The organism is Candidatus Liberibacter asiaticus (assembly GCF_000590865.3).
Taxonomy (GTDB): Bacteria; Pseudomonadota; Alphaproteobacteria; order Rhizobiales; family Rhizobiaceae; genus Liberibacter; species Liberibacter asiaticus.
The window spans coordinates 310,763-332,443 of sequence record NZ_CP010804.2 but is presented as its reverse complement, the minus strand read 5'-3'; the positions used below and the strand labels follow the sequence as shown (position 1 = coordinate 332,443).

The window sequence follows — 21,681 nt, the reverse complement described above, 5'->3', positions numbered from 1 at the left end:
GCGGAACAGAACTCTTTTCCAGATATTACAAATAGGAATAGTTTCATCTTATAATAGAAATAATTATGATTTACAATCATTCCTACTTGTTGACGCTTACATAAGATCGGAATAAGGTTTACAGTCAATAAGTAGTTATCAGATGATTCGTTGAGCATTTGTTCTTTCTAGTACAACACTAGAAATTTGAGAAGGTGGGTAGATCAATGGTCTGGACTGTTGAAAGAATTGATAAACTTAAAAAATTTTGGTCAGAAGGGTTGAGTGCTAGCCAAATTGCTGTGCAGTTGGGGGGGGTGACTCGTAATGCTGTTATTGGTAAATTACATAGGTTATTTCTGTCTAATCGCGTAAAGGTGAATGAAAATAAGCAATCTGATGGTAATCGTAAAAATGTAACTTTGGGTTCTACGTCTCCCAAAACTAGACAATCCTCCAATGTTTATATCTGCGAGCCTGTTTTAAAAGGACAGCTCCCAGTTGTTAGGTCTAAACGGAAATCAAAATCTATGGAGAAGAATAATACAATTTCTTCAGGAATTGTACTGCCTATCTCGCGTTGTTTAAGGTTGATGGAGCTAACGGATAATACCTGTAAATGGCCTTTGGGAGATCCTTTTGGAAAAGATTTTTCTTTTTGTGGAAGCGATGTGTGCAATGATTCCCCATATTGTGATTACCATAAAAAGCTCGCATACCAACGGGTAAATGATCGCCGTAAAGTTCAGGCAAATTCAGAATGACTTTGAACATGTGTAGATTTTAGGCACTAAGTTAGGTGTGATTTCTGGCGACTATTGTTTTAAAGTGATAATTGTTGTATACCCGACAGGTCGGTTACTATTGATCTATAGTCATGAAATTTTTCTTTGGTATTTAATAGGTAGATATGTTTATACAAACTGAGGATACTCCTAATCCTGCGACTCTGAAATTTATTCCGGGACAGGTAGTACTCGTGGAAGGTGCGATTCATTTTTCTAATGCCAAGGAAGCGGAGATATCTCCTCTGGCATCTCGAATTTTTTCTATCCCAGGAATTGCGTCCGTTTATTTCGGGTATGATTTTATCACTGTTGGAAAAGATCAATATGATTGGGAACATCTTAGGCCCCCTGTTCTTGGTATGATTATGGAACATTTCATTTCTGGTGATCCGATTATTCATAATGGTGGATTAGGGGACATGAAATTGGATGATATGGGCAGTGGAGATTTTATAGAAAGTGATAGTGCTGTTGTGCAGAGAATAAAAGAGGTTTTAGATAATCGTGTGCGTCCTGCCGTGGCAAGAGACGGAGGGGATATAGTATTTAAAGGGTATCGAGATGGTATTGTGTTTTTGAGCATGAGAGGAGCTTGTTCAGGGTGTCCTTCTGCTAGCGAAACGCTAAAGTACGGTGTGGCAAATATCTTAAATCATTTTGTCCCTGAGGTAAAAGATATCCGTACGGTTTAGAGTAGGCTAATTTTTGTGATCGTCTTAGCACTTGATACAACAGGCGCTGATTGTTCCGTTGCTATTTATGATAGTCATGCTGGTCGTATTTTAGGATCCTATTTTAAGAATTTAGGGCGTGGTCATGCTGAACACTTGATGCCCGCTATAGATTATGCATTAAAGGATTCTCGTTTAGAAGTTTCTCAAGTTGATCGGGTTGTAACTGCGCTGGGTCCAGGATCATTCACTGGGGTGCGGGTGTCTATTGCTGTAGCGCGTGGGATTTCTTTGGTTTTAAAGCAGCCAGCTTTGGGGGTGGGGAATCTAGAGGTTTTAGCTCGAGCGCATCTCGATAGTCATGTTGGTCGTCCCATCATGGTGTTGGTTAGTCTTTTTCACCAGAAAGTTTGTTGTCAGAAATTTTCTTTGGATGGTGTTTCTTGCTCTGATCCTGTTCTGCTTAATTATGAGCAAACGCGTTCTGAAGTGGATAATTTTGAGGGGGAAATAGTGGGGTCTGGATTATCCGCTATCAGAGGGATTGAAAATGATATTGATCATCTCCCTATGGATGTTTTGTCTCGATTAGGAATTACGAAATCTTCTCCTTTCCCTTCTCCTATTTACTTGCGATCTCCATGCTTTCTGGTTTAGCATTTGTATTTGCCATTCATTTTTTGCGTTGGAAATTTCAAGAAAAGTAGGATATTTACAGTGTTCTGAAAAAGGGAAGATGATTTTTTTCAGGTGAAAAATATTTTTTTATAATAGCACAGGGATGTACTTAGTCAGAAATGATTTGGGTTTATTTATCAAACTAATAGGTGTTGCTCATATGGTTTCGCAGATTGTCGATCAATGTATCGTTCCGCAAAGATTTTTTGTTAAGAGTTACGGTTGTCAAATGAATGTTTACGATTCTTTGCGCATGGAAGATATGTTCTTTTCTCAAGGGTATGAGAGAGTTAATTCTATGGATGACGCTGATCTTATCGTTCTTAATACTTGTCATATAAGAGAAAAAGCAGCTGAAAAAGTGTATTCATTTCTGGGGAGAATACGTAATTTAAAGAATTCTCGAATCAAAGAAGGAGGGGATTTATTAGTCGTAGTGGCGGGATGTGTAGCGCAAGCTGAGGGAGAAGAAATTTTGCGACGTTCGCCCATTGTTAATGTGGTCGTTGGTCCACAAACGTATTATCGTTTGCCAGAATTATTAGAGCGTGCTCGTTTTGGGAAAAGAGTCGTAGATACTGATTATTCTGTAGAAGATAAATTTGAGCGTCTTTCTATTGTTGATGGTGGTTATAATCGGAAGCGTGGAGTTACAGCTTTCCTTACAATACAAGAGGGTTGTGATAAGTTTTGTACATTTTGCGTTGTTCCATATACTCGAGGAATTGAAATTTCGCGATCATTATCTCAGGTTGTGGATGAGGCTCGTAAACTTATTGACAATGGTGTTTGTGAAATTACCTTGTTAGGACAGAATGTCAATGCTTGGCGTGGAAAAGGTTTAGATGGGGAAAAGTGCACTTTTAGTGATTTGCTTTATTCACTCTCTGAAATCAAAGGTTTAGTAAGATTAAGGTATACAACTAGTCATCCACGAGATATGAGTGATTGTTTAATAAAAGCGCATGGCGACTTAGATGTTCTTATGCCATACCTTCATTTGCCTGTGCAATCTGGTTCAGATAGGATATTAAAATCTATGAATCGACGGCATACGGCATATGAATATCGGCAAATAATTGATAGGATTAGGTCTGTGCGCCCTGATATAGCTATTTCAAGTGATTTTATCGTCGGATTTCCAGGAGAGACTGATGATGATTTTAGAGCAACTATGGATCTTGTTGATAAAATAGGCTATGCGCAGGCTTTTTCGTTTAAATATTCTCCTCGTCTTGGAACGCCAGGCTCAAATATGTTAGAGCAAGTAGACGAGAATGTTAAAGCAGAAAGGTTATTGTGTCTTCAAAAGAAACTTCGTGAGCAACAAGTTTCTTTTAATGATGCTTGTGTTGGTCAAATAATAGAAGTTTTAATAGAAAAACATGGGAAAGAAAAAGGGAAGTTGGTAGGAAGATCTCCATGGTTGCAATCTGTAGTTTTAAATTCAAAAAATCACAATATTGGGGATATTATCAAAGTTCGCATCACGGATGTTAAAATTAGTACTTTATATGGAGAATTAGTAGTTTAAAAATTATAAAAATATGGCGTTATGGATATAAAGTGATTTTTTATATTTCTGTTTTTCTAAGGAAATTTTATGATATGATTTGTAAAGTAATTTCAAAATATATGTGTGCGTAATGTCAGGAAAAGGCTTTTTTCTCGCATGAAGTCGAAAATCGATGATTTGGTATTTGAGATATGCCTTGTCTGTAAATTACTCGTTTGAAATTATAGGTGTGTATTATCTCCGTTGTATTGGCGAAAGGATTTATTTTTTTGTCCGTAAAAAAAGTGAATCTTCCTCGGTTAGATCTGCAAATAGCTGTGGAAAATGCGTTGTGGGGTGATGAAATTCACTTGCGTACGTTATGTGAAGTAGTATTCGCCAAAGCGGTTTCTAATCTGATATCTAAGGGATATTTTGTAAAAGAGAATATAGTTGAATTATCTCTTGTATTCACTGATTCTCATCGAATTGAAACACTTAATTTCGAGTATCGTGGAATTGATAAACCAACTAATGTTTTGTCTTTTCCCACTGCTTTTGCATCATCTGATGGATGTTCAAGTCTAATGTTAGGTGATATTGTTCTCGCCTATGAGATAATAGAAATAGAAGCTAATGTGTTAGGAAAGGAATTCGAGAATCATTTAGTGCATTTGATTATACATGGTTTTTTACATCTTCTAGGATATGATCATGTTGATGATAAAGATGCCTGTGTAATGGAAGGATTGGAACGGTCTATCTTGGAAGATCTTGGGATAAACGATCCTTATGAAGTGGATTAAATTATAAAAAAATTTGAATGATGAGCGATTTTAAAATAAATTCATCCGAACATCCGAAAGAAAAAAATGAAGGTATAGATTTATCGCCTTCTATATCCAAAACATCTGTTCCCGCTTTTTGGACGCGTACCATACGGGCATTATGCAAAACATGGAAGCTAATGAAGTTAAGTCATCATAAAGGCATCAGATTACCACGGATAGATGCCTCTTTAGAAGGAATATTTTCCGAAACAGAGAAAGAAATTTTTAATAATATCTTGCGTTTTCGTAAAATTCGGATTGATGACATCATGATTTCACGTGTCAGTATCAATGCGGTAGAAGATAAAGCGACGGTTTATGAAGCAATGCTGATGTTTGAAAAGTATGGCAGGTCGTGGATGCCAGTGTACAAGAATAGTTTGGATAATCCAAGAGGAATGGTGCATATGCGGGATGTAATCTCGTATATCTCGCATATGTATGCTAAGACCAATAATATTAATTTGAATATACAACTGTCTGAATCAAATTTAATAAAAAATATCCTTTTTGTACCTTCTTCAATGTTAGTGTCAGATTTACTAACGAACATTCAAGAAAGCCGGATACGTATGGCTCTCGTTATAGATGAACATGGTGGGACAGATGGCCTTGTATCTTATGAAGATATAGTATCAGTTTTGATGAGGGATATTACGTCTGAACATCATAGCAAAAAATCAATGATTTCAGCTGTATCTGATAACACGTTTATAGTTGATGCTCGTACTGATTTAGAAGAATTAGCCAAAATTATAGGTACGGATTGTAATTGTCTTAAAGGAGAACAGGATGTTGATAGTTTAGGAGGACTTATTTTTTCTGTTTTAGATCGGATACCAGCAAGAGGGGAAGTGGTTCTAGAAATTCCTGGATTTGAAATTGTCATTCTAGACGCAGATGTTCGTTGTGTCCGTCGTGTGCGTATTCGACGTCTTGTTCATTTTAAAAATTAATTATGCGATATTATACTCTTGATAATTAGGGTTGTTTTATAAATAAATTATTATTCGCTTGATATAAAGGAGGCCTTTAAGTTGGGTAATATAGCTGGAAAAGTTATGCTTTTATCAGGATTCAGGCGGTGTTTTATTGCAATTTTAGCGGGTGTTATTGGTAGTTTTTCTATGCCATCGAGCGATTTATTTCTCTCTTCTTTTGTATCTTTTACATTATTAATATGGTTACTGGATGGTATTTCGTCAAATCTCGGTAGAATGAGTGCTATCAGTAGAGTTGGATCTTCTTTTTTTGTAGGATGGCTATTTGGTGTTGGGTATTTTTTGGCAGGACTTTGGTGGGTCAGAGAGGGAATAGTAGACCAGATTGGTTCCAGATTTCCTTTTTGGGGAGTTGTTCTTTTTTTTGTGATGATTTCTTTTCTCTTGGCTATATTTTACGGAGTTGCTACTTCTTTGGCATCGTTATTATGGTCTACAGGGATGGGGCGTATATGTGTTTTTGCATGTGCAGTTGGATTTTGTGAATGGTTGCGTAGTGTTTTAGGAATAGGAACATGGAATGCTATAGGATATGCTGCCATGCCAATACCTGTAATGATGCAGTCTGTACATTGGATAGGGTTGTTTGGGATGAATGCATTGAGCGTTTTCTGTTTCGCATCACCTGCTTTGTTTGGAACGCGTCGGGATGTCAATATAGGTATTATCCTATCTAGTACTCTTTTGATATTGCATATTGCATATGGTTGGTGGATCTTGACAGAAGATTCGAAATCTTCACTAAAATTTGAAAAAATATCGCCAGTTATACGCATAGTACAGCCTGGTATAAATCCAGCAATAAAAGAAGATCGTGAAAAGATTTTAGAGCGATATTTATCTTTAACAGCATTGCCGGTATCTGCAGGAGAATTAGAGCCTGTTATTATTGTTTGGGCATATTTACCCTTTCCTTTTTCTATAGTAGATCAACCAAGTATTCTCAAGAAAATAGCCAGTGTTCTCAAGATAAACCAACTATTGATTGTAGGTTCCATGCGGAAAGAGTTGGTAGATGGGAGAAGTCATTTTTATAAATCAATTTATATCATAAATAGTAAAGGGGAAATTTTAGCCTCTTCAAATGCAAAACATTTAGTCCCTTTTGCTGAGTATTTGCCTTATAGAAATATCTTGAAGAAATTGAATCTTGATTTTTATATGTTTCCATTAGATTATTCCTCTTCTGATATTTCTCCATTATTAGGATTGTCTGAAAAATTGAGGTTATATCCGCTTCTTTTTTCAGATGCGCTATTTCACCAAGACATTAATAATTTAGAAAATGTTAGTGCAATTCTGAATATAATAGATGATTCTGGATTTATGGGTAGTGGAACTGATCATAGTTTTAGATATGCACAGATTCAAGCTGTAGAAATCGGATTACCATTAATTCGTGCTACGAATAATGGCGTTTCTGCTTTTCTTGACGAGAGAGGACAGATTATTTCATCTGTGTATGCTGATAGGGGTGCATCTATTGACATGCACTTCCAACCTAAAGTAAGAGACAGTTTCCGTTCTAGTATCCAGATGAGAGTTTTTTGGATTATTGAGTTCATTTTACTGATTTTGGCTGTTATAGTTTGACGATAAAAGAGAGGTGCATTGTTAAATACCTATTTTAATTTCACGTGATATACATTTATTTATTCTAATTTTTCTTTTTTGTGTTAAATCAATTGTTTTAAAAACATATATTTTATAATCAAGGTCATAAATTATGGTTGGAAATAAAAAAATCCCTAACCCAGTCGATATTAATGTTGGCAAGCGCATTCGGTTGCGTAGAATGATACTAGGTATGAGTCAAGAAAAACTTGGTGAGTGTTTGGGAATAACATTTCAACAAGTTCAAAAATATGAAAAAGGAGTCAATCGGGTCGGTGCTAGTCGTCTTCAACATATTTCTGAAGTGCTGGAGAGCCCAATTTCCTTTTTTTTTGATGTCTCTCCCACTGTTTGTTCAGATATATCATCTGAAGAAAATAATGTTATGGATTTTATTTCTACTCCCGATGGATTGCAGCTTAATCGGTATTTTATTCAAATAGATGATGTCAAAGTTCGCCAAAAAATCATAGAACTAGTAAGGTCTATAGTATCCTCAGAAAAGAAATATAGAACTATCGAGGAAGAATGTATGGTGGAACAGTAAACGGGTTGCATAGACGGTACAGACTCATTATTTTATATCTATAGAATGTTCTTTTTGTTATTAGAAGTATTGTAGGGGTGAAAAATGAGTGCAGATTTTCTATTTACAAGTGAATCCGTTTCGGAAGGGCATCCCGATAAGATTTGTGATCGTATATCTGATGAGATTGTAGATCTTGTGTATCGTGAGGCTATAGAAAGCAAAATGGACGTAAATAGTGTCCGGGTTGCATGTGAAGTCCTTGTGACGAAAAATAAGGTAATAGTTGCGGGGGAAGTTCGTCTTCCGCATGGTCTTTCAAAAAAAGATTCTATCACAGGTCAGTACGTTGTAGATAAAGAAAAGTTCGAAAAAGTTGTCCGATCAGTAATTCGGTCTATTGGTTATGAACAGGAAGGATTTCACTGGGAAACAGTAGACGTTGAAGTGTTGTTGCATTCTCAATCTTCTGATATTGCATATGGAGTAGATAATGCCAGCGATGATTGTAGTACTCTAGGTGCTGGTGATCAGGGTATTATGTTTGGATATGCTTGTCGAGAAACGGCGGACTTTATGCCTGCTCCTATTTATTATGCACATCGCATTCTTCGAACTCTCGCTGATGCTCGTAAAAATAGTGGTGGCGATGTATCTAAATTGGGACCTGATGCTAAAAGCCAGGTTACTATTCGCTATGTAGACAATAAGGTATGCGAGGTTAAATCGATTGTTTTATCTATACAGCATTTTGATCCGACTTGGGATAGAGGTAAAGTACGTTCTGTTGTAGAGCCTTACATTCTCAAAGCTTTAGAAGATATAAAAATATCTCCCGATTGCAGTTGGTATATAAACCCAGCAGGGAAGTTTGTTATAGGTGGTCCATGTAGTGATGCTGGTTTGACTGGTAGGAAAATTATTGTAGATACTTATGGAGGAGCATCTCCGCATGGAGGGGGGGCTTTTTCTGGAAAGGATATTACGAAAGTTGACCGCGCAGCTGCTTATGCAGCACGATACTTGGCTAAAAATATTGTTGCTGCAGGATTAGCTGATCGCTGTACTATACAACTTTCGTATGCTATTGGTATATCGAGACCATTATCAATTTTCGTAGATCTTCATGATTCTGGAAAGGTCAGCGAGAGTTGTGTTGCCAATGCAATTAATAAAGTAATGGATCTTTCTGTTTCTGGTATACGTGATCACCTTAATCTCAGTCGTCCTATATACGCTCAAACCTCTGCTTATGGTCATTTTGGACGTAGTGCGAATCAGGATGGTTTTTTCCCGTGGGAGGCATTAGATTTAATTGAGCCTTTGAAAAAAGCTATTGGCTTTTGAATCATGAATGTATAACGACTGGTTTTTATAGCCCATTTAAATATTATGCAGATGGATTATTAAAGGAATGATTCCTATTCAAGTAATATGGTTTCGATTTTAAAAAACAAATATGTATTTTCATTAAAAGATGTTTTTTATTGTGATTGATCAATTGAATAAAGGAATAATTTTGGGCTGAGAACAATGTTTTTATCTCTATTAGATGTTTGGAAGAATTAAAATTGCAAAGCATGCATCTTCATGATGGCAATGGTATTGATTTATTAGATTTAATTTTCATAACACTGTACTAATATAGTTTATCTTTTAATATTGATGTTTTGGGGTGAAAGATAAGAATAGAAAAAGATCTTTGATTATTTTGATAAAAATATAGAATGGTATTCGCGAGTTAAAAAATAGTGGGAGTTATCTTTTTCTTTGACATTGATGAATTACATGTAATTCGACTTTGTCGTATTTTTATCGACGTTCTTTTTGTGAATGGACTGCACAGTAGAATTCAGATTAAATGAAGATTACAGTTGTTTGTTGCGAGGAAAAAATTAAATACGTTGGTCATATTCTGATTTTTTTCTTTTAAAAGAATTTAAAAATATATATTTAGGATGTGGTAGGTAAACAAGATCATTTCTATCCCGATGAGGATATACAGCAAATCATGGTATTATCGCCGTGGTATTGCCTGTATAGGTTTTCTTGGCAACTTTACAAGCAGTTTGTAGAAAATTGAATTTCAACGTAGTGCCTTGAAGGTAATGCCTTTTATAGTGCGACAATAGATATAAATTATGGGGGATTATTTCTATTGTGAACTAAGAAAATATTTCCGATCCTCAAGTTCATTATGTTATTTTTTAATATATGGGTTTTTAGATGACTGAAAACACATTCGAATTGGAATCCCTGACAAAGAAAAATTAATACGTAATCTATTGATTAAGTATCTTTTATAAGATTCGGGGATTTTGTTAGGGAAAGTGCAGAATATTAAAAAAGAAGGTGGAGATGATTGTATTTGTGTAATGTATTTCAAGCGGTTATAACGATTAAAAATTGTTGGGGGTGGGTTTTGCAACTGAGTTTTTTGCAACCAAGAATTGAGATAGCTAGTTGTAATACGAGTTTTCCATAATTTATTTATTTCTAATACAGATACCATAAGATCATCAAGGCCTTCTCCTGTACGTCCAGAAATAGTATTGATATAAATATCGCCAATTTGCGGTAGATTCTTTATTGCTTTTGTACGTAAATCTTGTAATAGGTTTAATTTATCACTAACCATGTCCCATTTATTGAGAGCAAGTACAACTGCATGTCCTGTATTAAAAACAGAATCAACTATACGTAAGTCTTGCTTTTCAAAAGGAATTGTCGCATCTAGAAGAACGATTGTTGTTTCACATGTGCGGACAGATTGCATACTTTTCTTTACTGTTTTTTGTTCTAATGACTCAGTGATACGAGAAGGTTTTCTCATTCCTGCTGTATCAAAGATTTCGATTGGATGATTTTTCCAATTCCAACTTATAGAGACTGAATCGCGTGTAATGCCAGATTGAGATCCTGTTAGGAGACGATTATATCCGAGTAGTCGATTGATAAGCGTAGATTTTCCAACATTAGGTCTTCCTACTACTGCGATGCGTAAAGGTTTGGAAATATTCTTAACGGAGCTCTTCCCTTCGCTAGTAATATTTTCTTTTGGAGATTCTTCATTTCGTTTATTGTTTTCTATCATCTCAAGCGGATGATTAGGATATTTTTGTTTGAATATTTTAAAAATGACACTATGGAGTTCCGATGTTCCCAAGTCATGTTCAGCAGAAATTTCTACAATTTCTTTAAAATCAAGGGAATATATTTCATAGAAATTTCTTTGGGCAATCCGCGTGTCCATCTTATTGGAAACGATGATAATCGGGATGTTTTTTTTGCGCAAAAAACTTGTTATGGCGTGATCGTAGGGAGTAATCCCCGCTTTAGAATCAATTAAAAAAAGAATCAAATGAGCTTCATTAATCGCAAGTTCTGTTTGATCGTTCATTTGCTTGGCAATAGAGCAGTTCTTTCCATCTGCTATGCCGGCTGTATCAACGATATTGAAGATAACTCCATTGATTATCGCTTGTCCATATAAACGATCACGCGTTATTCCTGGATGATTTCCAACAACAGCCATTTTCTTTTTAACAAGACGATTAAAAAGTGTTGATTTGCCGACATTAGGAGCTCCAACAATGGCTATTGTATAGATCATATGTTCTTTATCATTTTTTATTTCTTTGATCGGAAGCGATAATATTTGCAAGGATCATTTGGCTACGAGTTGAGATTCCAAAGGGTGAATTGTTATCTTTTGCTAGTTCTTCGAAAATAGTTTTTGCCTTTTGCACTTTCCCAAATTTCAACGCAGATATTCCAAGAATTTCATTTGCGAATTGATGCATTGGATTAGAAGGCTCGCTTAATTTTTGTAATATTTTTGAAATTTCCTCATATGAGCTAGTATCAACAAGGATCGATGCTGCTTGGAGAGTGGCTGCATAGCGAACAGCGAGGGGAGCTAAATCATCATTGGCGACCTTTAAAAATATTTCAGCAGCATTCTTTGTATCGCCTTTAGCCACGAGTATTGATGCGATATACATATTGGATAAAGGATTATACAGTTTATTATCCTGAGATAATATTTTTTCGAAAGAAGAGCGAGCATCGTCCAACTTATTGCTATTAAATAACTCAAGAGCTTGGGCGAAATTCTCACCTACGATATTTTTCTTCTTTTCATGTGAGCCATCAAAGAGGTAAAACCATATTGCCAAAGACAAAATCATTAGAATCAGTAGAGGAGCTATCCATTTATAACAACATTTTCCCATTTTACATTTCCCCTTGTAAGAATTTGCATCGTTATTAGATTCCATCATATTCTCCTAAGTTACGTCAATCTATCGCATTTATTTTCAATAGCTAGAATAATATAAGAGATGTTCATATAGTATTCAAATTTAAATAGAGAAACGAGATTGTTTATTCCAATTCACATTAATCTGTAATTTTTTTGAAGCTCTAAATTATAATCTTAAAAAGGTTGAATTTTTCACATGTCCTTCAAAAGATAAAATTGACTTGGGGATATTAAAATTATATTTGTTCATGTGGCAACGAGTTATCATTCTAGCTTTTGGCAATTTAGGCATATTAAGTCTATAAGATAAAAGAATCAAGGAATAATTTCTATACTGCTTATGCTACTATCGATAATTAAAAGGAATCAACTCTATGACTGTTACGCTTCCGTGGACAATAAAAAAACCTACTGCAGTTCTAGTGCTTGCAGATGGTAGTGTTATTGAAGGGATGGGATGTGGAGCAACAGGTTCTATTCAAGCTGAAATTTGTTTCAATACATCTTTAACTGGATATCAGGAGATATTAACCGATCCATCTTATTTAGGGCAAATAGTTAATTTTACTTTTCCTCATATCGGTAACGTGGGCGTGAATAGTGAAGATTTCGAATCTATATCTAGAAAGAATTTTAAGGGAGCAGTGGGTCTCGTGATTAAAGCTGAGATTACAGAGCCATCAAACTATCGTGCGAATATGCATTTTGATGCTTGGTTAAAATCTTGCGGGATTATCGGTTTGTCGGGGATAGATACTAGAGCTTTGACAGTTTGGATACGTGATTATGGGGTTTCAAATTCTGTTATTGCACATCATCCAGATGGTCAATTTGATTTGGAAGATCTTAAAGAACGTGCGAAGAATTGGAGTGGGTTAAAAGGTGCTGAATTAGCAAAGCATGTTACAGTATCCCAAAGAAGAGATTGGTCAGAAAAGATTTGGAAATGGGGAGAAGAGACCTCATTTTTGAAGTCAAGCGATGCTAAATATCATGTTGTTTGTATCGATTATGGCATCAGAAGTAATCTCTTGAGAGTTTTGTCTTCGCTAGGATGTAGGATAACAATAGTAGGGGCAGAGACTTCTTATAAAGATATCATGTCTCTTCAACCAGATGGAGTGTTGCTTTCTAATGGTCCTGGAGATCCTGCTGTAACTTCGGTTTATTCCTCACCCATCATTTGTAAACTTGTCGATTCAGGAATGCCTATGTTTGGAATTTGTTTAGGGCATCAGTTATTGGGATTAGCGCTCGGAGCTCAAACCGTTAAAATGTATCAAGGCCATCATGGTGTCAATCATCCCGTTAAAAATATATCGAATGGAACAGTGGAAATAGTATCTATGAATCACGGTTTCGCAATAGATGCTAGCAGTCTGCCGGCGGGACTTGAAGAAACTCATATTTCTTTGTTTGATAGTAGTAATTGTGGTTTTCGTCTTATTGATCAACCTGTTTTTTCTGTGCAATACCATCCTGAATCCTCTCCAGGCCCTCAAGACAGTTATTACCTTTTTTCTACTTTTATAGATTTTATGCACAAGAGAAAAACAATGTGTTGATCTCATTCTAAGAGCTTGTGCAATCGAGATATGGTAATATAAAAAATCAAAGGAAGCGATTATGCATTTTATATTTGTACGCATGAGTATGTTTCTAAATATATTTTCGATGTAAAGAGTATGATTTTTTTTTGATAGACATCTTTTTTGATTATCATTTAATCATGCTTATGAAGGATTGATATTTCCATCTCCTAGACATATTGGTTTTGTGTATCATGTGTGTATGAGGAAATTGAATGATGAGGTTTATTTTAATAGAAATTGCTCTCATTATAGGTATCAAAGTTTTATGTATGTTCTAATTTTTGTTTATAAATATTTACTGCGAATCGTAGAGTATTGTGTGGGAAGTTTTTTATTTGCTGTAATATTATAAAAGTTGTATTACAGTTTGCAGGTAGAATTTTGTTGAGCGGATGTTGTTGATTGATTATCGCAATATTAAGGAAATATCTGGAATTATAAGGTTTTTAGTATTATGCATCGTTATCGCACTCATTCTTGTGGAGATCTCGGAGTTTCTGATGTTGGTTCCTTTGTGCGTCTATCAGGATGGGTACATCGTGTACGTCCTCATGGAGGTATTATTTTCCTAGATATTCGCGATCACTACGGTATCACGCAAGTAGTCGCTAATCCTGATTCTGCTTGTTTTGAGATTGCTAAATCTGTACGTAGTGAGTGGGTTTTGTGTATTGATGGATTGGTTATGTCCAGAAGTGCAGAAACCATCAATGCTAATATTATAACTGGTCAGATTGAATTGTCTGCGCAGAAAATAGAAATTCTTTCTGTGGCAGAGGAGCTTCCTCTGCCAGTTTTTGGAGAGAGAGAATACCCCGAAAGTATTCGTTTCAAATACCGTTTTCTTGATTTACGTCGAGATACTTTGCATAAGAATATTGTGAAGCGAACTCGTATTATCAATTCTATGCGGTGTCGCATGATTGCGGAGAATTTTATTGAATGTTCTACTCCAATTTTGACCGCTTCTTCTCCAGAGGGGGCGAGGGATTTTCTTGTCCCAAGCAGAGTAAATCAAGGTTCTTTTTATGCACTTCCTCAAGCGCCACAACAGTATAAGCAGTTGTTGATGGCATCCGGATTTGATCGTTATTTTCAAATAGCCCCTTGTTTTCGAGATGAAGATCCTAGGTCTGATAGACTTCCGGGGGAATTTTATCAACTTGATATGGAAATGAGTTTTGTAGAACAAGATGATATCTTGAATACTATGGAAAATGTTTTGCGTGGAGTTTTTGAAGAATTCTCTAATGGAAATACTGTGAGTAATAATTTTCTAAGAATTTGTTATGATGATGCTATTCGTAGATATGGTACAGATAAACCTGATTTGCGTAATCCTATAATTATGCATAACGTGACAGAGCATTTTGTACATTCTGAATTTCGGGTGTTTTCTAAGATCTTATCCGTTAATCCAGGATATGAAGTTTGGGCAATTCCAGCTAAGGGGGGAGGTGGAAATCGTGCCTTTTGTGATCGGATGAATGAGTGGGCACGATCACAAGGGCAGCCTGGGCTTGCTTATATTTTTTGGCGTTTAGATGAAAGTGGTAATGTGGCGGGGATGGGTCCTGTTGCAAAGCATTTGAATATTGTCAATACAGAGGCTATACGTGTGCGTCTTGATATGCAAGATGGGGATTCATGTTTCTTTATCGCGGGGGATCCTCTAAAATTTTGTTCATTTGCTGCTGATGCTCGAAATCACATTGCACAAGAGCTGGGAATAATTAATTGTAATTGCTTTGAATTCTGTTGGATTATGGATTTTCCTTTCTATGAGTGGAATGAGGAAGAGAAAAAAATAGACTTTGCTCATAATCCATTTACGATGCCACAGGGAGGGATGGAATCTCTGAAGGGAAATGATCTGTTGTCTATTAAAGCATTTCAATATGATTTAGTGTGCAATGGTTTTGAAATTGCTTCAGGGGGGATTCGCAATCATATGTCTGAAGTGATGCTTCAAGCATTTTCTAATGTGGGAATCAGCAAAGAGGTTGTTGAAAATCGTTTTGGAGGGTTATATCGTGCATTTCAATGTGGGATGCCTCCACATGGAGGTATAGCAGCAGGCATTGACCGGATAGTGATGCTTCTTTTGGGTGCAAAGAATGTGCGAGAGGTTTCCTTATTCCCGATGAGTCAGAATTTTTGTGATCTTCTTATGGGGTCACCATCTACTGTAAGTGTTGAGCAACTGCGTGAATTAGGATTACGAATAGTAGAAAATCCTAAAAAAAATATTAAAAATTAGTGTTACTACAATCCTGAGAAATGTTTACGGTTTGAAAATTATACATAGCATTACTCTGCTATAAGATAAAGATCGGTTTTCGAAAAAAGTAATTCACCAAAGAGATAAAAAATATTTTTCGAAAAAGCGATAAGGATTCTAAAACTATGAGCCTGATATAGGTGCGACAATGGTTGCTATCGTAATATTAAGTTGTGACATAGAGGAAGTTTTTTCGGGAAGGCGTATATCTTCCATATGTATGCTATCGCCAATCTTCAAGTCATTAAGGTCGACGGTAATTGAATCGGGAATGTTATTTGCTGGGCAAAGCAGGGAAACTTCATGGCAAACGACATTCAGTTTTCCTCCTTGTTTTATTCCAGGAGATTTATTTTCATTAATGAATCGGACGGGAACATGCACAGTGACGGTAGATCCTTCGGATACCTGTAGAAAATCTGCGTGGATAAGAATATCGCTCACTGGATCAAGCTGATAGTCTTTGGGAATTACATGGACTAACTCTTTCCCAATATCTAGCGTTAAGATGGTGGTCATAAAATTCTTGCTATACAATCTTTTAGATATGTCTTTTGCTGACAACGCGATTGGTTTTGGATCCGACATATTGCCGTAAATGATAGCAGGGATCTGACCATTTTTACGTAATAAACGAGCACTGCCCTTACCAACTTTGTCACGCATCACCGCGCTCAGTTTGCATTCCTTCTGATCCATGAATTTTTACTTCCTCACATACACAATTGCATAATCGCATCCAACATTCACGAATCCTAGGAATATACATTCTTCCCAGGAAGATACGTTTTGAAATGACCATATGCATCAATATTTTATAGTACAATGACCTTTTAAAATCAACGATGCAACTCTTTTATTATATACTACTTCTATAAACCCACGCGATCTTATCTGACATTAAATAAAGTAAGAGGACCAAAAAAAGTATCTAAAGAACACTTACTTCCTCAATCCCAGTAGCGGAATGACGCAAAAACATTCTCACCATCCTGGTTTTTTGTGGGAAAAACAGAAAATATTAATGTTTTCTATAGAATACTATGCGGCTTTATCTTGATTTTCGCTTGTTGATTTTTCTGTTTTAGAGCTTTTTGAAGATAAATTAACTTCAATGAGATTAATGGCTTCTGGTTCAGAGATACTATTTACAGCAGCGATTTCTCTGACCATGCGATTGAGAGCGGATTCATATAGCTGGCGTTCAGAATAGGATTTTTCAGGTTGGCTATCGGTGCGGTGTAAGTCACGGACAACTTCCGCTATAGCAATTAGGTCTCCAGAGTTAATCTTGGCATCGTATTCTTGTGCGCGACGAGACCACATCGTACGTTTAACACGCGCCTTCCCACGTACTAATTTGAGAGCTCGTTCTACAAAATGTGCTTCTGAGAGCTTCCTCATGCCAATATCAATTGCTTTTCCGACGGGGACTTTGAGGCACATCTTGTCCTTGTCAAATGCAATAACAAAGAACTCAAGCTTCATCCCAGCAACTTCTTGTTCTTTGATTTCTGTAATAGTTCCTACTCCATGGGCAGGATAAACAATATGTTCTCCAGTTCTAAACCCTTGGCGCATCGCATCTCTTTTCTGTTGGAATGTCATTAAACCCCCTTATACATACAAATATCCAATAAGCAAACATCCAAAGGATCAACGAGTTGCAAAAATACAAGAATCTAATGAAAGGGTACCTTTACAATATTCTCGATAACTCACCATAAATCCAACGGTCGACGCCATTATTTCTTTTCAAACAAACGCACACTCTTAAGAATTGGAATATTCCTAGGAAGATTGTTAAACCTTACAAAACGGGGTGAGTATATCAGAAAATATATCCTAATCAAGAATTAACTTTTTTCGACATATAAAATAATGTATAATAGTTAAATTTGCGAATCTATTGATGTCAGGAAGTTATGTATTTTTTCCCCCAGGATTAGGGGAGAAATACTTTTCATATTTTTGTTTAACACCATCCATTTTCGCAGCACTCGGGAGACTTTCCTTTTTTGTTGTAATATTAGGCCACTGAGTAGCATACTCTGAATTTATTTTTAACCACAATTCCAATCCTGGTTCGGTATCAGGTTTGATGGCGTCAACGGGGCATTCGGGCTCGCATACCCCACAATCTATGCACTCATCTGGATGGATTGCTAAGAAGTTTTCTCCTTCGTAAAAACAATCGACAGGACAAACTTCCACGCAATCTGTATGCTTACACAAGATGCAATTTTCAGTGACGACGTATGTCATAAATACTGCCTTTCTACGGATTTTTAATATCCGTGTCAGATTAGTCTTGAAGAGGAATAATTTAGATTATCCAGTCTATAGAAACTTTATAGGGTATTTTGTTCCTAGTGAAAAAAGAGATATTGCATTTTTTTGATTTTAAAGTAAACGTATGTATTGTAAAGATATCTTTGTTCGAAGGGTGTTTTTTCTTTCTTGAAAATTTAAATATTATGCTATATTTTTTTAAGATATTTTCCCGAGTATAATTTTGATAAAGATCGATTTTTCCTGTCTGAGTGTCTAAGGAGGATGAAATTGAGGGGGCATGTGGAATTTATTATATTGTCATCTGATACTTTATAGTTTGATCTGATGTTTTTTAGTTGGATATACGATTACTACGTGTGGATTGGTCTTGCTACTCTTATAGCGCTTGAGCTTGTCTTGGGTATAGACAATCTAATATTTATCACTCTCTTAGTGGAAAAACTGCCTCTTGCGCAAAGGGGGAAAGCACTAGTTTTCGGGCTTACTTTTGCAATGGTAACTCGTATTGCTTTGCTTGCATCGCTGTCTTATTGGATAGTAATGTTGCAGCAACCCTTGTTTTTTCTCAAAGGACTATCGTTTTCTGGGCGCGATATCGTATTGATTCTTGGTGGTTTTTTTCTATTATTCAAGGGTACTATAGAGCTACACGAACGATTAGAAGGGGATGGCTTTGATAAAAAGCATAAATTTTTCAGCCCTGTATCTTGGCAAGTAATTGTTCTACAAATCGTTATTCTAGATCTTGTTTTTTCTCTAGACAGCGTTGTAACCGCTATTGGTATGGTACAACATTTTTCTGTCATGGCTATTGCTGTAGCTGTATCTGCGCTAATGATGATGGCAGTATCGCAACCAATGATTCGTTATATCTCACGACATACCACTGTTGTTATACTTTGCCTTGGTTTCCTATTGATGATTGGTTTCTTGCTTATTATTGAAGGATTGCATTTTGATATTCCCAAGGGATACCTTTACGCTTCTATTGGTTTTTCTGGTATTATTGAATTTTTTAATCAGGTAGCGAGACGTAATCGCGAACAGCTTATGTCTCCCTCGCGTTTGAGGGCGCGTACAGCTGATGCTGTTTTGCGTTTATTAGGCGGGAAACCTATACAACCACAAGGGCTTAATGTTAAGGCAGATGTTTTGTTACCTACACAACATGAAAAGCACATCATATCAGATCAGGAAAAGGATATGGTGCAAAGTGTTCTAACTCTTGCGGATCGCCCAGCAAAGTCCATTATGACACCTCGCACCGAGATTGTATGGCTTGATGTGAATTGCGTTGATGAAGATTTGCAGTGGAAAATTCTTGAATTAGGGCATTCACGATTTCCTGTTGCTCAAGGAAGCTTAGATAGTTTTATTGGGATAGTGTCCGCTCGTGATCTATTGAGAGATCTTTTAGAAGAAGGTTCTATGAACTTTAAAAGATCTATTAGAAAGCCTTTGGTTGTTCATGAAAACATTAGTGTTTTGAAATTAATGGAACGCTTGCGTAAATCTTCACAAACTTTTGTGATGGTTTTAGATGAGTATGGTGTTTTGGAAGGGATGATTACACCTGCTAATATTTTAGAGGCTATTGCAGGGGATTTTCCCGATGAAGATGATCAGAAGCTTGATATTACAGTAGGGGATGATGGTTCTTTAACGGTAGATGGTTGGATTGATGTGCGTTATGCATCAAAGTTATTTGGTGTTAATCTAGTAGATGAAGATGATCGCTATTCTACTTTAGCTGGGTTTATTTTGTGGAGACTCGGGCATTTGCCTCAAGAAAAAGAGATTTTTACGGAGATGAACCTCAAATTTGAGATTATACGACTTGAAGGGCATAATATTGATCGTGTAAAAGTTAGTGGATTGCAAAATTTAAGTATTTGAATTGAAAATGGATTTTGAAAAATTCTTTCTGTTATATCGTCCATCAGCCAATGTTGATATTGAATAATTGTCGAAGTGAAAGAGGTTTTTATTCCAAGTATGATTCCGGATAGCTAAATTACTAGGTATATTTGAGAATTCTTAGGGAAAAATGAAAGGACATAATGCACAAGAGAGAAAGATCAAGCAAAGTTCTTATTATTGATTTTGGAAGTCAATTCACTCAGTTGATTGCGCGACGCGTGCGTGAGAGTAAAGTTTATTGCGAAGTGATAGCATTTAAAAATGCACTAGATTATTTTAAAGAGCAAAATCCTCAGGCAATTATTTTATCAGGGAGTCCTGCTTCGTCCTTGGATATTGATAGCCCTCAAATTCCAAAAGAGATTTTGGAATCGAATATTCCTTTACTGGGAATATGTTACGGACAACAGATTATGTGTCAATCTCTTGGAGGAAAGACAAAAAATTCTCAAAGTCGAGAGTTTGGTCGTGCTTTCATTGAGATTAAAAAAAATTGTTCCTTACTAAAAGGAATGTGGGAAAAAGGTTCCAAGCAACAGGTTTGGATGAGTCATGGTGATCAGGTAGAGCATATACCAGAAGGATTTGAGGTAATAGCATCATCAGATAGTACTCCTTTTGCTTTTATTGCGGATGAAAAAAGAAAATATTATGCTGTGCAGTTTCATCCAGAAGTTGTTCATACGGTAGGTGGATCTCAATTAATAGACAATTTTGTGCATCATGTTGCTGGTATCCAAGATAATTGGGTAATGTCTTCCTATCACAAGGAGATAGTATCTCGTATTAAGGAACAAGTAGGAAATGAACGTGTCATTTGCGCCGTATCAGGAGGGGTTGATTCTACTGTAGCTGCATTTCTGATATATGAGGCAATAGGGATAAATCTTACATGTGTGCTTGTTGATCACGGATTTATGCGTAAAAACGAAGTAGAAAATATCATTTCATTATTCAAAGGTTATCCTAATTTCCCTTTAAGAGTCGTAGATGCTTCAGAGAGATTTATAAGAAAATTAAAAAATATTGTAGATCCAGAGACTAAAAGGAAAGTTATAGGACAGTTATTTATAGAAGTTTTTGAAGAAGAAGCAAAAAAAATAGGTGGTGCTCAATTTCTCGGACAAGGGACTTTATATCCTGATGTTATTGAGAGTATTTCTTTTTTTGGTGGTCCTTCATCTATTATTAAATCCCACCATAATGTGGGAGGATTGCCTGAGCACATGGATATGAAACTTGTAGAGCCATTAAAAGAGCTTTTTAAAGACGAAGTGCGCCTTCTTGGGAAAGAATTAAGATTACCTGATAGTTTTGTTGAGCGTCATCCATGTCCAGGTCCGGGGCTTGCTATTCGTTGCATTGGAGAAATTACGGAGGAAAGAATAAATATTTTGCGTGAATCTGATGCTATCTATCGTGAAGAGATTCATAAAGCAGGAATTTATCGTAAGATATGGCAAGCATTTACAGTCTTATTACCTGTTCAGACAGTGGGAGTAATGGGTGATGAGCGTACATATGAATATGTTTGTTCTTTGAGGGCAGTAACCTCGATAGATGGTATGACGGCGGATTTCTATCACCACGATATGAACTTTCTGAGTCAAGTAGCGATAAGGATAGTTAATGAGGTAAAGGGAATTAATAGAGTTGTATATGATATTACCTCTAAACCGCCTGCAACTATTGAATGGGAATAATCCACTATTTCAACGAGCATAAATCTTATGATTAGAGAAATTCT

Annotated in this window: 18 protein-coding genes; 13 read left to right on the top strand and 5 right to left on the bottom strand. The window is 36.2% G+C overall.

What is annotated here, in order from left to right:
- Positions 1 to 206: 206 nt before the first annotated feature.
- The 9 genes from CD16_RS01525 (at position 207) to metK (ending at position 8,929) form a co-directional block, all read left to right on the top strand.
- Entirely contained in the window at positions 207 to 743 is a 537-nt protein-coding gene (locus tag CD16_RS01525; protein WP_012778650.1) for a GcrA family cell cycle regulator, read from the top strand.
- 146 nt (positions 744 to 889) lie between these two features.
- Positions 890 to 1,459, top strand: a complete 570-nt coding sequence (locus CD16_RS01520; protein WP_012778649.1) for a NifU family protein — start codon at positions 890 to 892, stop codon at positions 1,457 to 1,459.
- Positions 1,460 to 1,474: 15 nt separating this feature from the next.
- Positions 1,475 to 2,095, top strand: a complete 621-nt coding sequence (tsaB, locus tag CD16_RS01515) for a tRNA (adenosine(37)-N6)-threonylcarbamoyltransferase complex dimerization subunit type 1 TsaB (RefSeq protein ID WP_012778648.1) — start codon at positions 1,475 to 1,477, stop codon at positions 2,093 to 2,095.
- Between the two features lie 181 nt (positions 2,096 to 2,276).
- Positions 2,277 to 3,650 carry a tRNA (N6-isopentenyl adenosine(37)-C2)-methylthiotransferase MiaB gene (gene miaB, locus CD16_RS01510; protein ID WP_015452357.1) on the top strand — a complete coding sequence of 458 codons (1,374 nt, stop codon included), beginning with the start codon at positions 2,277 to 2,279 and terminating at the stop codon, positions 3,648 to 3,650.
- Positions 3,651 to 3,901: 251 nt separating this feature from the next.
- A complete protein-coding gene (ybeY, locus tag CD16_RS01505; protein WP_012778646.1) occupies positions 3,902 to 4,417 on the top strand; it encodes an rRNA maturation RNase YbeY in 516 nt (171 codons plus the stop codon).
- Between the two features lie 17 nt (positions 4,418 to 4,434).
- Positions 4,435 to 5,397 (top strand): transporter associated domain-containing protein, encoded by a 963-nt coding sequence (locus CD16_RS01500; RefSeq protein ID WP_012778645.1) that lies wholly within the window; start codon positions 4,435 to 4,437, stop codon positions 5,395 to 5,397.
- An 81-nt stretch (positions 5,398 to 5,478) separates the two neighbouring features.
- Positions 5,479 to 7,035, top strand: coding sequence for an apolipoprotein N-acyltransferase (lnt, locus tag CD16_RS01495; protein WP_012778644.1), 1,557 nt, complete (start codon positions 5,479 to 5,481; stop codon positions 7,033 to 7,035).
- 133 nt (positions 7,036 to 7,168) lie between these two features.
- On the top strand, positions 7,169 to 7,603 hold the full coding sequence (locus tag CD16_RS01490) for a helix-turn-helix domain-containing protein (protein ID WP_012778643.1): 435 nt from the start codon (positions 7,169 to 7,171) through the stop codon (positions 7,601 to 7,603).
- Positions 7,604 to 7,687: 84 nt separating this feature from the next.
- Entirely contained in the window at positions 7,688 to 8,929 is a 1,242-nt protein-coding gene (gene metK / locus CD16_RS01485; RefSeq protein ID WP_012778642.1) for a methionine adenosyltransferase, read from the top strand.
- A gap of 853 nt (positions 8,930 to 9,782) precedes the next feature.
- Here metK and der read toward each other — a convergent pair.
- Together der and CD16_RS01475 are read right to left on the bottom strand one after the other, a co-directional pair.
- Positions 9,783 to 11,195 (bottom strand): ribosome biogenesis GTPase Der, encoded by a 1,413-nt coding sequence (gene der, locus CD16_RS01480; protein ID WP_012778641.1) that lies wholly within the window; start codon positions 11,193 to 11,195, stop codon positions 9,783 to 9,785.
- Between the two features lie 10 nt (positions 11,196 to 11,205).
- On the bottom strand, positions 11,206 to 11,817 hold the full coding sequence (locus CD16_RS01475; protein ID WP_238556180.1) for a tetratricopeptide repeat protein: 612 nt from the start codon (positions 11,815 to 11,817) through the stop codon (positions 11,206 to 11,208).
- Between the two features lie 403 nt (positions 11,818 to 12,220).
- On the opposite strand from CD16_RS01475, the gene carA reads away from it, so the two are divergent.
- Both carA and aspS read left to right on the top strand, forming a co-directional pair.
- Positions 12,221 to 13,411, top strand: a complete 1,191-nt coding sequence (gene carA, locus CD16_RS01470; protein WP_012778639.1) for a glutamine-hydrolyzing carbamoyl-phosphate synthase small subunit — start codon at positions 12,221 to 12,223, stop codon at positions 13,409 to 13,411.
- A 481-nt stretch (positions 13,412 to 13,892) separates the two neighbouring features.
- A complete protein-coding gene (gene aspS, locus CD16_RS01465; RefSeq protein WP_015452353.1) occupies positions 13,893 to 15,698 on the top strand; it encodes an aspartate--tRNA ligase in 1,806 nt (601 codons plus the stop codon).
- A gap of 144 nt (positions 15,699 to 15,842) precedes the next feature.
- On the opposite strand, the gene CD16_RS01460 is transcribed toward aspS, so the two are convergent.
- The 3 genes from CD16_RS01460 to fdxA all read right to left on the bottom strand — a co-directional run bounded on the left by CD16_RS01460 (position 15,843) and on the right by fdxA (position 17,984).
- Positions 15,843 to 16,418 (bottom strand): 50S ribosomal protein L25/general stress protein Ctc, encoded by a 576-nt coding sequence (locus CD16_RS01460; protein WP_012778637.1) that lies wholly within the window; start codon positions 16,416 to 16,418, stop codon positions 15,843 to 15,845.
- 342 nt (positions 16,419 to 16,760) lie between these two features.
- Entirely contained in the window at positions 16,761 to 17,327 is a 567-nt protein-coding gene (locus CD16_RS01455; protein ID WP_012778636.1) for a CarD family transcriptional regulator, read from the bottom strand.
- 315 nt (positions 17,328 to 17,642) lie between these two features.
- Complete coding sequence (gene fdxA, locus CD16_RS01450; protein WP_012778635.1) at positions 17,643 to 17,984, bottom strand: ferredoxin FdxA; 342 nt, start codon at positions 17,982 to 17,984, stop codon at positions 17,643 to 17,645.
- 354 nt (positions 17,985 to 18,338) lie between these two features.
- Between fdxA and CD16_RS01445 the strand changes: the two genes are divergently transcribed.
- The gene (locus tag CD16_RS01445; RefSeq protein WP_012778634.1) at positions 18,339 to 19,910 is read left to right on the top strand and encodes a TerC family protein; all 1,572 of its coding nucleotides are present in this window, start codon (positions 18,339 to 18,341) and stop codon (positions 19,908 to 19,910) included.
- A gap of 164 nt (positions 19,911 to 20,074) precedes the next feature.
- On the top strand, positions 20,075 to 21,637 hold the full coding sequence (gene guaA, locus CD16_RS01440) for a glutamine-hydrolyzing GMP synthase (RefSeq protein WP_012778633.1): 1,563 nt from the start codon (positions 20,075 to 20,077) through the stop codon (positions 21,635 to 21,637).
- The last annotated feature ends 44 nt before the right edge of the window (positions 21,638 to 21,681 follow it).